The organism is Phenylobacterium haematophilum, assembly GCF_014196295.1.
GTDB lineage: Bacteria > Pseudomonadota > Alphaproteobacteria > Caulobacterales > Caulobacteraceae > Phenylobacterium > Phenylobacterium haematophilum.
The window spans coordinates 911,609-924,565 of the sequence record NZ_JACIDK010000001.1 but is presented as its reverse complement, the minus strand read 5'-3'; the positions used below and the strand labels follow the sequence as shown (position 1 = coordinate 924,565).

General features: G+C 67.0%; 13 protein-coding genes. 11 read left to right on the top strand and 2 right to left on the bottom strand.

All coding sequences use genetic code 11. The features are described 5' to 3' along the window. Nucleotides 1–263 precede the first annotated feature (263 nt). Together GGQ61_RS04610 and GGQ61_RS04605 are read left to right on the top strand one after the other, a co-directional pair. Nucleotides 264–1,559 (top strand): lipoprotein-releasing ABC transporter permease subunit, encoded by a 1,296-nt coding sequence (locus tag GGQ61_RS04610; RefSeq protein WP_343056026.1) that lies wholly within the window; start codon nt 264–266, stop codon nt 1,557–1,559. After that, nucleotides 1,552–2,238: an ABC transporter ATP-binding protein gene (locus tag GGQ61_RS04605; RefSeq protein ID WP_183770098.1), complete on the top strand. Its 687-nt coding sequence runs from the start codon at nt 1,552–1,554 to the stop codon at nt 2,236–2,238. Before GGQ61_RS04610 ends, GGQ61_RS04605 begins: the two co-directional genes overlap by 8 nt. On the opposite strand, the gene GGQ61_RS04600 is transcribed toward GGQ61_RS04605, so the two are convergent. Next, complete coding sequence (locus tag GGQ61_RS04600; RefSeq protein ID WP_183770096.1) at nt 2,235–2,660, bottom strand: VOC family protein; 426 nt, start codon at nt 2,658–2,660, stop codon at nt 2,235–2,237. The genes GGQ61_RS04605 and GGQ61_RS04600 overlap by 4 nt on opposite strands. A gap of 98 nt (nt 2,661–2,758) precedes the next feature. Here GGQ61_RS04600 and sidA point away from each other — a divergent pair, with 98 nt between their 5' ends. Then, nucleotides 2,759–2,848 (top strand): cell division inhibitor SidA, encoded by a 90-nt coding sequence (sidA, locus tag GGQ61_RS22680; protein ID WP_183770094.1) that lies wholly within the window; start codon nt 2,759–2,761, stop codon nt 2,846–2,848. A gap of 16 nt (nt 2,849–2,864) precedes the next feature. Beyond that, nucleotides 2,865–6,305 carry a DNA polymerase III subunit alpha gene (dnaE, locus tag GGQ61_RS04590; protein ID WP_183770092.1) on the top strand — a complete coding sequence of 1,147 codons (3,441 nt, stop codon included), beginning with the start codon at nt 2,865–2,867 and terminating at the stop codon, nt 6,303–6,305. Here the strand turns inward: dnaE and GGQ61_RS04585 are convergent. Then, nucleotides 6,302–6,649: a hypothetical protein gene (locus tag GGQ61_RS04585; protein WP_183770090.1), complete on the bottom strand. Its 348-nt coding sequence runs from the start codon at nt 6,647–6,649 to the stop codon at nt 6,302–6,304. The genes dnaE and GGQ61_RS04585 overlap by 4 nt on opposite strands. A 228-nt stretch (nt 6,650–6,877) precedes the next feature. Here GGQ61_RS04585 and rpsB point away from each other — a divergent pair, with 228 nt between their 5' ends. The 7 genes from rpsB (at nt 6,878) to GGQ61_RS04550 (ending at nt 12,955) form a co-directional block, all read left to right on the top strand. Beyond that, a complete protein-coding gene (rpsB, locus tag GGQ61_RS04580) occupies nt 6,878–7,705 on the top strand; it encodes a 30S ribosomal protein S2 (RefSeq protein ID WP_183770088.1) in 828 nt (275 codons plus the stop codon). Nucleotides 7,706–7,803: 98 nt separating this feature from the next. Beyond that, entirely contained in the window at nt 7,804–8,739 is a 936-nt protein-coding gene (gene tsf, locus GGQ61_RS04575) for a translation elongation factor Ts (protein WP_183770086.1), read from the top strand. Between the two features lie 98 nt (nt 8,740–8,837). Beyond that, complete coding sequence (gene pyrH, locus GGQ61_RS04570; protein WP_183770084.1) at nt 8,838–9,557, top strand: UMP kinase; 720 nt, start codon at nt 8,838–8,840, stop codon at nt 9,555–9,557. Nucleotides 9,558–9,597: 40 nt separating this feature from the next. After that, nucleotides 9,598–10,161 carry a ribosome recycling factor gene (frr, locus tag GGQ61_RS04565; protein WP_183770082.1) on the top strand — a complete coding sequence of 188 codons (564 nt, stop codon included), beginning with the start codon at nt 9,598–9,600 and terminating at the stop codon, nt 10,159–10,161. Nucleotides 10,162–10,195: 34 nt separating this feature from the next. Beyond that, entirely contained in the window at nt 10,196–10,951 is a 756-nt protein-coding gene (uppS, locus tag GGQ61_RS04560; protein ID WP_183770080.1) for an undecaprenyl pyrophosphate synthase, read from the top strand. Further along, nucleotides 10,929–11,771, top strand: coding sequence for a phosphatidate cytidylyltransferase (locus GGQ61_RS04555; RefSeq protein WP_183770078.1), 843 nt, complete (start codon nt 10,929–10,931; stop codon nt 11,769–11,771). Before uppS ends, GGQ61_RS04555 begins: the two co-directional genes overlap by 23 nt. Beyond that, nucleotides 11,759–12,955, top strand: a complete 1,197-nt coding sequence (locus GGQ61_RS04550) for a 1-deoxy-D-xylulose-5-phosphate reductoisomerase (RefSeq protein ID WP_183770077.1) — start codon at nt 11,759–11,761, stop codon at nt 12,953–12,955. Before GGQ61_RS04555 ends, GGQ61_RS04550 begins: the two co-directional genes overlap by 13 nt. The last annotated feature ends 2 nt before the right edge of the window (nt 12,956–12,957 follow it).

The following is a 12,957-nucleotide window of genomic DNA, read 5'->3' as shown; positions in this document are numbered from 1 at the left end:
TGAGAAATTTGGCCGGCCGCCGCCGCGAGGGACGCGGGGACGGGACGTAGCTTCGGTTACTCCTGGGCGCAGACACAGGCAGCCATCTGGCCGTCCGTGGCGTTTTCCCCGATAACTTGAAGGCCGTCCGCTGACTGGGCGGCCTTCTTTTCGCTCCGCTAACATGGCAAAGCTGGCGAACGGGCCGTGACGGCCGCACAGGATCGGGACATCTTCCCAGGCATGCATCTATCGAGTCCTACGTCCGCCGGAGCGGTCGCCGCGTGACCACGACCAACGGGACGCTGAATGGCCGTGCGCCGCCCTTTGGCCAATGGGAACGCTCCGTGGCGGCCCGCTATCTGCGCGCCAAGCGCAGCCAGGGCGGGGTGGCGCTGATCTCGATCATCTCGTTCGTCGGGATCATGCTGGCGGTGGCGGTGTTGATCATCGTGATGAGCGTCATGAACGGCTTCCGGGCCGAGCTGCTGTCGCGGATGCTGGGCTTTAGCGGTCACCTCTATGTCACCGGCGGCGTGCTGACCGACCCGGACCGCGAGGCGGTGATCAAGCGGATCTCGGATCTGCCGGGCGTGGTTCAGGTGACGCCGGTCGTCGAGGCCCAAGCGATGGCGCTGGGGGCAGGCCAGATCAGCGGCGCCATCGTGCGGGGCACGACGGCCAAGGACCTGAAGGCCACGAAGATCGTCTCCGAGAACATCACCCGCGGGTCGATGGCCGGGTTCGACGAGGGCGAGTATGGCGGCGATTACGTCATGGTCGGGGACAGGCTCGCACAGGCGCTGGGGGTCGGGCCGGGGGACGAGCTCAGTCTGATCTCGCCGAGCGGGGGCGCGACCGCGTTCGGCGCCACGCCGCTGCGCAAGACCTACACGGTGGCGGGAACCTTCACCGTCGGGATGAGCGAGTACGACCAGGCTTTCATTTACATGCCGCTGGAGCAGGCCCAGCTGTTCTTCGGCCGCGACAACAGCATCGACTATCTCGAGATCAAGCTGCAGGACCCCGACAAGGCGATCGCCATGAAGGGAGCGGTGGCCAGGGCTGCCGGCGGGGCGGCGCTGGTCACCGACTGGACCGAGAAGAACTCGGCCTACTGGGGCGCGCTGAAGGTCGAACGCAACGTCATGCGCCTGATCCTGATGATGCTGGTGGCGATCGCGGCGATGAACATCATCTCCGGCCTGGTCATGCTGGTGAAAAACAAGGGCCGCGACATCGCTATCCTGCGCACCATGGGCGCAGGGCAGGGCTCGATCCTGCGCATATTCTTCATGTCAGGGGCCGCGGTGGGGGTGCTCGGCACCATCGCCGGCCTGCTCATCGGCTCGCTGTTCTGCATCTTCATCGGCGAGATCCAGCAGTTCGTGGAATGGGCGACCGGCGCGGAAGTGTTCAACTCGGACATCTACTTCCTGACCCGCATTCCGGCGAAGATCGACTGGCAGGAAGTGTCGGTGATCACGTTCTGGGCCCTGGCCATGTCGTTCCTGGCGACCCTGCCGCCGGCCTGGCGGGCCTCGCGTCTCGATCCGGTGGAAGCGCTTCGCTATGAGTGACCCCGTGCTGTCCATCCGGGGCCTGCGCCGGACCTACAAGAGCGGCGACAAGACCCTGACCGTCCTCAGCGGCGCCGACCTCGACGTGCGCCCCGGCGAGATCGTCGGGCTGATCGGCCCGTCAGGGTCTGGCAAGTCCTCGTTGCTTCACGCCGCCGGCCTGCTTGAGCACCCGGACGAGGGGCGGATCGTCATCGAGGGGCGCGACTGTTCGGACCTCAGCGACCGCCAGCGCACGCGCGTGCGACTGGCGACCATCGGCTTCGTCTATCAGGCGCACCACCTGCTGGCCGAGTTCACCGCCCTCGACAATGTCGCCCTCCCGCAGATGATCGCCGGCCGTTCGCGCAAGGCGGCGCGGGATCGGGCGAGGAGCTTGCTGTCTAACCTCGGGCTGGCCGAACGCGTCGATCACCAGCCGGCGCAGATGTCAGGGGGCGAGCAGCAGCGCGTGGCGATCGCCCGGGCGCTGGCCAACTCGCCCAGGCTGCTGCTGGCCGACGAGCCGACCGGCAACCTGGACCCGCATACGTCGGCCGCGGTGTTCGACAGCCTCTACGCCCTGGCCCGCCAGGAAGGCGTCGCCGCGCTGGTCGCGACCCACAACCTCGAACTGGCCAAGCATATGGACCGGGTTCTGGCGCTGAAGGACGGCCATCTGGAAGAGCAGAAGCTCTAGTCGGCGGCGAAGGTCGTCGCGCCGTCCTCGTTGATCGTGCAGCCAGGATTATGCGCCACTTCCCAGGTGTGGCCGTCGAGGTCCGCGAAGTAGCCGGAATAGCCGCCCCAAAACACCTCTTGCGGCGCCTTGAGCGCCGTGGCGCCGGCGGCGAGCGCCTGGGCGAAGGTCGCGTCGACCTCGGCGCGTGAGCGTTCGTTGATCGCCAGGGTGATGCCTGAGAAGCGGCCGTCCACCGGCCGTTGCGCATCCTCGGCGAGGTCTTCGCGGCCGAACAGCGCCAGACCCAGTCCGGGCAGTTGATAGAAGCAGACCCCTTCGGCCACCGTGCCCGGACGCCAGCCGAGCCCGTCTTCAAAGAACGTTCGCGAGCGGGCGAGGTCGTCCACGCCCAGGGTGATGAGGGACAGTCTCTGTTCCATTCGAGCCTCCGTGCGGGCGGGAGACTAAACCGCTTGACGATGAGAACAAAAAGGGAAATAAGAACGATTATAGAACATCCACAGTGAGGACGTCGCAGATGGTTCGCTTGGCTCGGGAATCGCTGGCCTTTGTGTCGGTTGCAGGCTTTGTCTGGATGATGTGCGCGGTGGCCCAGTACGCGGCGTGACTTCGGAGGTGCGAGAGTGAGCGACGCGGGTAACGACGGCTTCGTCCACCTGCGGGTTCGCTCCGCCTATTCGCTGCTTGAGGGCGCGATCAAGGCCGACAAGGTCAGCGGGCTGGCCAAGGCCTCGGAAATGCCGGCGGTGGCGCTGACCGACCGGGCCAATCTCTACGGCGCGCTCGAGTTTTCGGTCACCAGCAAGGACGCCGGCGTCCAGCCGATCATCGGCTGCGCATTGCCGGTCACCGGCATCGGCGGCGGTCAGACCGAGCGCTGGGCCAAAATCCCGACCATCGTCCTGCTGGCCCAGAGCGAGGTCGGGTACCTCAATCTCAGCGAACTCTCGTCGCTCTGCTACCTGGAGGCCGACGGCAGCGAGGACGTATCGGTGGCCTGGTCGAAGGTGGCCGAGCGCGCCGAGGGCCTGATCCTGTTGTCCGGCGGCGTCGACGGCCCCGTCGATCCGCTGCTGGCCGCGGGCAAGATCCCAGAGGGCAAGGCCGCGCTGGCTGAGATGGCGCGGGTGTTCGGCGACCGGTTCTATGTCGAGCTACAGCGGCACGGCCTGCCTGCGCAGGCCGCCGCCGAGGGCGAACTGGTGGCGTTCGCCTACGACAACGACATCCCGTTGGTCGCGACCAACGACGTCTACTTCGCCAAGCCGGCCATGTACGAGGCGCACGAGGCGCTGCTGTGCATCGCCGACGGCGCGTTCATCATGCAGGACGAGCGCCGGCGGGTGACGCCAGAGCACTGGTTCAAGCCGGCCGCCGACATGCGGGCGCTGTTCGCCGACCTGCCGGAAGCCTGCGACAACACTCTCGATATCGCCCGACGCTGCGCCTTCATGGTCAAGAAGCGCGACCCGATCCTGCCGCGCTTCGACACCGGCGCCGGGCGTTCGGAGGCCGATGAACTGGCGCACCAGGCGCGCGAGGGACTGAAGGCGCGGATCGCCGGCGGTCAGGCCGACGCCCTGCCGGTCGAGGAGTACGAAGCGCGGCTGGAGCGTGAGATCGGGGTCATCACCCAGATGGGGTTCCCCGGCTACTTCCTGATCGTTTCGGACTTCATCAAGTGGGCCAAGGCCCACGACATCCCGGTCGGTCCGGGCCGGGGTTCGGGCGCGGGGTCGCTGGTCGCCTACGCCCTGACCATCACCGATCTCGACCCGCTGCGTTATGGCCTGCTGTTCGAGCGCTTCCTGAACCCGGAGCGGGTGTCGATGCCCGACTTCGATATCGACTTCTGCCAGGAGCGCCGGGAAGAGGTCATTAGCTACGTGCAGAAGCACTACGGCCGTGATCGGGTGGCGCAGATCATCACGTTCGGCACCCTGCAGGCGCGCGCCGTGCTGCGCGACGTGGGGCGGGTGCTGCAACTGCCGTTGGGCCTGGTCGACCGCCTGGCCAAGATGGTTCCGGCCAACCCGGCCAACCCGGTGACGCTGGCCAAGGCGATCGAAATCGAGCCGCGTCTGCGCCAGGCCAAGGAGGAGGACGAGGCGGTCAGGCAGTTGCTGGAGACGGCGCTGCAGCTCGAAGGCCTGTACCGCAACGCGTCGACCCACGCCGCCGGCGTGGTGATCGGCGACCGGCCGCTGACCGAGCTGACCCCGCTCTATCGCGATCCGCGCTCGGAGCTGCCCGCCACCCAGTTCAACATGAAGTGGGTCGAAAGCGCCGGGCTGGTGAAGTTCGACTTCCTGGGCCTTAAGACGCTGACTGTGATCGACAGGGCGGTGAAGTTCCTGCGCAAGCGCGGCGAGCACGTTGATTTCGCGACGCTCGGGGTGACGGACGCCGCCGCCTACGAGGTGATGTCGAACGGCGGCACGGTCGGGGTGTTCCAGCTTGAAGGCCAGTGCATGCGCGACACCCTGCGCCAGCTGCGGCCGGGCTCGCTGGAGGACGTCACCGCCGTCGTGTCGCTGTACCGGCCGGGTCCGATGGACAACATCCCGGCCTTCATCGACTGCAAGTTCGGCCGCAAGCCCATCGACTACATGCACCCAAGCCTGGAGCCGGTGCTGAAGGAGACCTACGGCATCATCGTCTACCAGGAACAGGTGATGCAGATCGCCCAGATCCTGGCGGGCTACTCGCTCGGCGAAGCCGACCTTCTGCGCCGGGCGATGGGCAAGAAGAAGAAGGAGGAGATGGACCTGCAGCGCGCCAGGTTCGTCTCCGGCGCCGAGGCCAAGGGCGTGCCGGCCGAGCAAGCCGGTTCGATCTTCGACCTGGTGGACAAGTTCGCGGGCTACGGCTTCAACAAGAGCCACGCGGCGGCCTACGCCTACGTGTCGTACCAAACGGCCTGGCTGAAGGCGAACACCCCGGTCGAGTTCTTCGCGGCCTCGATGAGCCTCGATATCTCGAACACCGACAAGCTGGCGGTCTTCTACCAGGACGCCAAGCGGTTCGGGGTGAAGGTGCGCAGCCCGGACGTGAACCTCTGCTCCGCCGACTTCGAGGTCGAGAACGGCGAGGTCCTCTACGCGCTGGGCGGCATCCGCAATGTCGGTCTGCAGGCGATGGAGCACGTGGTCGAAGTCCGCAAAGCGGGCGGACCGTTCTGCGATATCTTCGATTTCGTGGAGCGCGTGGACCCCAAGCAGGTCAACAAGCGGGCCTTCGAGACCTTGGCGCGGGCCGGCGCCTTCGATTCCATCCATCCGGACCGCGCTCAGCTGGTCGCGGCCGCAGACGTGCTGGTCGGGCACGGCCAGAGCATGGCCGCCGACCGGGCGTCGTCGCAAGGTTCGCTGTTCGGAGGCGACCAGGCCGAGGCGCAGCGGCCGCGTATTCCCAAGGCTGAGCCCTGGACCCCGGTCCAGCGCCTGGACGAGGAACTCGCGGCGGTGGGCTTCTATCTGTCCGGCCACCCGCTCGACGACATGGTCACCGCGTTGCGCCGACGGCGGACGGACCTGCTCGCCGATGTGATCCCAAAGGCCGAAGCGGGCGCCGAGGCGTTCCGGATGGCCGGCGTCGTACGCCGCAAGCAGGAGCGGGCGTCGCAGTCGAGCGGCGAGAAGTTCGCCTTCGTGACGCTGTCGGATCCGACGGGCGAGTACGAGGTGCTGTTCCCGCCGGAGTCGCTGCGCAAGTGCCGCGATCTGCTGGAGCCCGGCAAGGCCGTCGCCCTCAAGGTGCGGGCCAAGGCGCGGGACGGGGAGGTGCGGTTCTTCGGCGACGACGCCGAGCCGGTCGATAAGGCCGTGGAGAATGCGGTGGCCGGTCTGCGCGTGCACGTGGCGCCGCGCAGCGCCGAGATTGAGGCGCTGAAGAAGCGACTGGAGAACGTGGCCAACCCGCGGGGCGGGGAGATCATCCTGGTCGCCAATATCGACCGCGGCCGCGAGATCGAACTCAAGCTGCCGGGGCGGTTCAGCCTGGACGTCTCGGTTCGCGGCGCCCTGAAGACCGCGCCGGGCGTGGTCTTCGTCGAAGATATCTAGGGCAGCTCGATATAGCCGGGCGGCTTCGCCGGCTTGGGGTGGGCGTTGACGCCGCCGCGGTCGGAGTAGGGCGAGACGCCCGGCTTGTAGGGTTTGAAGTTCGGCGGCTGATACATTTCCGGCGCCTTGGGCGGCTTCGGAGGCGCCGGAAAGGCCGGCGGCGCGGAGCTAGGCCGGGCGCTGCGCTGCGCCGGTGCAGGAGCGCCGTACGTCGGCGGCGTGTAGGGCTGGACAGCCGGCGCAGGGCCCCATGTCCCCGGTTGAGGTTTCAGCGTGCCGCCTGCGCCGAACGTGCCCTGGGCCAGCACGCCAAGGCCCAAACCGAACGCTATGATAGGTGTCATGGGCCCCTCCTGCGACTTCAGGATGCGACGGGGCGGGCGCTCACGCAAGCGCCGGCCAAGCCGGCGGGGCGCGATGGCTTGCATTTTCTGCGTTCAGCCCCTATTTGGCGCTTCATTCCACACGCAGGTGTTTGGCGATGTGCGGGGAGACATCCCGCCATACCCATTCCGGTCCTCCATCTGGAGGGTTTGCCTGCGGCGGTTAACCGGAAAAAGGACGAAAAGCCGATGGCGCTTCCTGAATTCTCCATGCGTCAGCTCCTGGAAGCTGGCGCCCACTTCGGTCACCAGACCCATCGCTGGAACCCGAAGATGGACCGCTACATCTTCGGTTCGCGGTCGAACATCCACATCATCGACCTCTCGCAGTCGATCCCGCTGCTGCACCAAGCCCTGGTGAAGGTTCGTGAAGTCGCCGCCGGCGGCGGTCGCGTGCTGTTCGTCGGCACCAAGCGTCAGGCCTCGGAGCCGATCGCGACGGCCGCCAAGCGCAGCGCCCAGTACTACGTGAACCACCGTTGGCTGGGCGGCACGCTCACCAATTGGCGCACCGTTTCAGGTTCGATCCAACGCCTGCGCGAGCTGGAAGGCCTGCTCGACGGCGAAGGTCAGGGCCAGGGCCGCAGCAAGAAAGAACTGCTGCAGATGACCCGCGAGCGCGACAAGCTCGAGCTCAGCCTGGGCGGCATCAAGGACATGGGCGGCATTCCCGACCTGATGTTCGTGATCGACACCAACAAGGAGTCGATCGCCATCCAGGAAGCCCGCAAGCTGAACATCCCGGTCATCGCGATCCTGGACACCAACTGCGATCCGGACGGCATCACCTACCCGATCCCGGGTAACGACGACGCCGCCCGCGCGATCCAGCTGTACTGCGACCTGATGGCCGACGCCGTCCTCGACGGCCTTGCCGCCGGCCAATCGGCCGCTGGCGTGGACCTGGGCGCCTCGGTGGCGCCGGTCGAGCCGACCCTGGCCCGAGAGCTTACGCCGGAGCCGGAAGCGGCCCCGGCCGCCGAGGCTCCGACCGCGGACCAGGAACAAGCCGGCTAAGACGCTTTTTGGCGTCTTTCCCAGCTTGACGAAAAACGATCATGGCCGGGCCCTATCAGGGTCCGGTCAAACCCATTCTGACTGATAAGGAGCTGACCATGGCGGAAATCACCGCTGCGCTGGTCAAGGACCTGCGCGAAAAATCCGGCGCCGGCATGATGGACTGCAAGAAGGCCTTGCAGGAAAACAACGGCGATATGGAAGCGGCCGTCGATTGGCTGCGCACCAAGGGCCTCTCGAAGGCCGCCAAGAAGTCGGACCGCGCTGCGGCTGAAGGCCTGGTGGCCGGCAAGCTGAGCGCCGACGGCAAGACCGGCGTGCTGGTCGAGCTGAACGCCGAGACCGACTTCGTGTCGAAGAACGAGCTGTTCCAGAACGCCGCTCGCGACTTCGCGGACGTCGGTCTGAGCATCGAGGGCGTCGAGGCTATCACCGCGGCCAAGACGGCCAAGGGCGAAGTCGTCAGCGACGTGATCACCAACCTGATCGCGACGATCGGCGAGAACATGCGTCTGCGTCGTTCGGCCCGTCTGTCGGTCAGCGAAGGCGCCGTGGCCCTCTACCTGCACAACGCGCAGGGTGAAGGCGTCGGCCGTCTGGGCGTGCTCGTGGCCCTGGAAGGGGCTGGCGATCAGGCCGTGCTGAAGGAAGTCGGCCGCAAGATCGCTCTGCACGTCGCCGGCACCCCGACCCCGCCGCTGGCCCTGAACGAGGGCGACCTCGATCCGGCCGCCGTCGAGAAGGAAAAGAAGTTCCTGACCGATCAGGCTCTGGAATCGGGCAAGCCGCTGGCCGTCGTCGAGAAGATGATCGAAGGCCGGATCCGCAAATGGCAGGAAGAAGTGGTGCTGCTGAAGCAGCCCTTCGTCATGAACCCGGATCAGACCATCGAGCAGTTGATCGCCGAAACCGCCAAGGAAACCGGCGCGCCGGTCGCCGTGAAGGCGTTCGTGCGCTTCGCCCTGGGCGAAGGCGTGGAAAAGAAGCAGGACGACTTCGCCGCCGAAGTGGCGTCGATGACCGGCCAAGGCTGATCAAGCCCAAATAAGCGTCCCAGGGGGCGCCGTACGTTCGACGCGTACGGCGCCCTTGGTTTATGTAGTACCCAGCCAGATTCTCCACGGAAGCCGCAATGTCCGAAGCCAAGCCCCGCTACAAGAAGATCCTCTTGAAGATGTCGGGCGAGGTCCTGATGGGCGACGCGCTCTTCGGCATCGACACCAAGACGATCGAGGCGGTGGCCGAAGACATCAAGGAAGTGGTCGATCACGGCATCGAGCTCTGCCTGGTGATCGGCGGCGGCAACATCTTCCGGGGCGTCTCGCTGGCCGGGAAGGGCATGGACCGGGCCAACGCCGACTATATGGGCATGCTGGCCACGGTGATGAACGCCCTGGCCCTGCAGGGCGCGCTCGAGAAGATCGGCGTCTACACCCGCGTGCAGTCGGCGATCCCGATGGAAGCGGTGTGCGAGCCGTACATCCGACGCCGCGCGTTGCGGCATCTGGAAAAAGGCCGGGTGGTGATCTTCGCGGCCGGGCTGGGCGCGCCGTTCTTCACCACCGACACGCCGGCGGCGCTGCGGACGGCCGAGATGGGTTGCGACGCGCTGTTCAAGGGCACCAGCGTCGACGGCGTCTATACCGCCGACCCCAAGAAGGATCCGAGCGCGCAGCGCTACGAGACGCTGAGCTACCAGGAAGTGCTGGCCAAGGACCTGCGGGTCATGGACGCCTCGGCCATCGCCCTGATGCGTGACAATCAAATCCCGATCGTGGTCTTTTCGATCCGCGAACGGGGCAACTTCTTCAAAGTGCTGAAGGGGCAGGGCGTCTTCACGACGATCGCCTGACCATTCGCCGAATTAGACCAATATCTTAGGAGAAGATCCTATGGCTGCGGAAAAGCCGGTTCTCAGCAAGTATCGCGATCGCATGGACAAGGCGATCTCGACCCTGAAGGACGAGTTCTCGAGCCTGCGGACCGGGCGCGCGTCCGCGGGGCTGCTGGATCAGGTGATGGTCGACGCCTACGGCTCCACCGTCCCGCTGAATACGGTCGGCTCGGTCAGCGTGCCCGAGCCGCGCTCGATCAGCGTCAACATCTGGGACCGCGGCCTGGTGGTCTCGGTCGAGAAGGCTATCCGCAACGCGGGCCTGGGCCTGAACCCGGTCGTCGACGGCCAAAGCCTGCGCGTGCCGATCCCGCCGCTGACCGAGGAGCGCCGCAAGGACCTGGCGAAGATCGCCGGCAAGTACGCCGAGCAGCAGAAAATCGCCATCCGCAACGTGCGCCGCGAGGCCAACGACGACCTGAAGAAGGCCGAGAAAGACAGCGCCATCACGCAGGACGAGCAGCGGCGGATGGAGACCGAGGTCCAGAAGTTTACGGACGAAGCGATCAAGCGCGTCGACGAAGCCTTGAAAACCAAAGAACAAGAGATCATGCAGGTCTAATCGTCCCACCGGGAGCGAGGACGAACGGGAACCCATGGCTACGATCGATCAACAGCAGCCCGCGCCGCACGCGCCTCTGCACGTGGCGATCGTCATGGACGGCAACGGCCGCTGGGCGAAGCGCCGCGGCCTGCCGCGCCAGGTCGGCCATCCGAAGGGCGTGGATGCGATCCGGCGGGTGGTCGAGGCCGCGCCCGCCCAGGGCGTGCGCTGGCTGACGCTCTATGCGTTCTCGACCGAGAACTGGCGGCGCCCCGCGGGCGAGGTGGCCGAGGTCATGCGGCTGCTGAAGCTCTACGTGAACTCGGATCTCGACAAACTGACGCGCGAAGGCGTGAAGGTGCGGATCCTTGGGCGCCGGACAGGTTTGCCGCCCGACGTCGCTGAGATCGTCGAGCGGGCCGAACGCCAGACCGCCCACAACGACAAGTTCTTCCTGCAGGTGGCCTTCAACTACGGCGGCCGCGCCGATATCGCCGACGCGGCCCGGGCGCTCGCCGCCGAGGCGGCGGCGGGGCGTCTGCAGCCGGGGGACATCACCGAGGACCTCCTTCAGAGCAGGCTGTCGACGGCCGGGATTCCGGACCCGGACCTGGTGATCCGCACCAGCGGCGAGCAGCGGCTCTCGAATTTCCTCCTCTGGGAGACAGCGTATTCGGAGTTCGTCTTCCAGGACGTGCTCTGGCCCGACTACGGCGCCGACTATCTGCGGGCCGCGATCGAAGAATTCCACAAGCGCGAGCGGCGCTACGGCGGCGCCGTGGCCGATGACGTCCTTGCCGCAGGCTAGGCGTTTCGATTGGGCCAATCTGGGCGTACGGGTCGCCTCGGCCACCGTTCTGGTGCCCGCGGTGCTGGGCGCCGTGTGGTTTTCCGACATGCCGGGACTGCGCTGGCTGTTCCTGGTGCTCGTGGCGGTCGCCGTCGCGCTGTTGGCCATCGAATGGGGCGCGATGACGGCCCCGACGGCCCCGATCCGCGTCTCCACCGCGCTGACCGTGGCGATCCTGGCCGCGGCGTTCCTCGCCCATCAGAAACACATGCCGCTCGCCTGGACCGCAGCAGGACTTGGCGCCGTCGCGGCGGCCCTGGTGGCCCGGGGCGTGGCGGAGCGGCCCATGAACGCGGCGTTCGGGGTGGTCTACCTGGCCATCCCGGTCGTCTGCCTGGTGTGGCTGCGCGGGATGCCGGAGGGCCGGCAGTGGACGATCCTGCTGTTCGCGGTGGCCTGGGCCGCCGACATCGCCGCCTTCGCGGTGGGCAGCGCCCTGAAAGGCCCCAAGCTGTGGCCGAAGTTCTCGCCGAACAAGACGTGGTCCGGCTTCGTCGGCGGCCTGATCGCGGCGGCGGGCGCGGGCGCGGCGATGGCAGCGTTCAGCGCCATCGTGCTGAGCGTGCCGGCCGGCGCACTGATCGGCCTGCTCGGCGGCCTGGCCACCATGGCTGGGGACCTGTGGGAATCGATGCTCAAGCGGCGCTTCGGCGTGAAGGATTCCGGGGACCTCATCCCAGGGCACGGCGGTTTATTGGATCGAGTGGACGGCCTGATGTTCGCCGTGGTCGTGCTGGCGGCCGCGCGACTGATCAACTACTGGGGATGGGCGCATTGACTTTGCCTCGCCGCGTCAGCGTTCTGGGTTCCACGGGCTCGGTCGGCGTATCCACTCTCGACCTCCTGGAGAAGGCCGGCGCCGAAGTCGAGGTGACCGCTCTGACCGCCGGGCGCAACGTCGAGCGGCTGGCTGAGCAGGCGCTGCGCTGGCGCCCGACGCTCGCTGTCGTCGAAGACGAGACGAAGCTCGCGGAACTGCGTCACCGGCTCGACGGCTCGGGGATCAAGACCGCGGCCGGACACAACGCCGTCGTGGAGGCCGCGGCCGCCGACGCCCAATGGGTAATGTCGTCGATCGTAGGCTTTGCGGGCCTGGCGCCGACCCTGGCGGCGGCGCAGGCTGGGGCCGTCATCGGGCTTGCCAACAAGGAAAGCCTGGTCTGTGCGGGGCCTTCGCTGCTGCGTGCGGCCAAGCTCGCCGGCGGGGTCGTCATCCCGGTGGATTCCGAACACTCGGCGATCTTTCAGGTGCTCGACCCGATGAACGCCCAGCGGGTCGATCGACTGATCCTGACGTCGTCCGGAGGGCCGTTCCGGACCTGGTCGGCCGAGCAGATGGCGCACGCCACGCCCGAGCAGGCCGTCGCCCATCCGAACTTCAGCATGGGCGCGAAGATTTCGGTCGATTCCGCGACCATGATGAACAAGGGGCTGGAGATCATCGAGGCCGCCTACCTGTTCGGCATGACCAACGAACGGGTCGAGGTGCTGATCCACCATCAGCAGATCATCCACTCGCTGGTCGAGTACAGCGACGGATCGACGCTGGCCCAGCTGGGCGCGCCAGACATGCGCACGCCGATCGCCTGCGCTTTCGCCTGGCCGGATCGGCTCCCGTGGCCTGCGCCGCGGCTGGATCTGGCGGCTATCGGGCAATTGACCTTCGAAGAACCGGACCTGCGCCGTTTTCCCGCCTTGAAGATCGCCAAAGAAGCTCTGGCGGCCGGTGGGGCCGCGCCCGCGGTGATGAACGCCGCCAACGAGGTCGCCGTGGCCGCCTTCCTTGACCGCAAGATTGGCTTTCTCGATATTGCCGCAACGGTGTCCGAGACCCTCGAACGCGTCGAATCTCAGGGCCTTGTCGCGGGGGCGGCGGACGGCGACACGCTCGAGAACGCTCAGGCGACCGATACGCTGGCGCGTCGCGTCGCCGGCGAGGTCGTCGGCGGCCTGAGGCGCTAGGC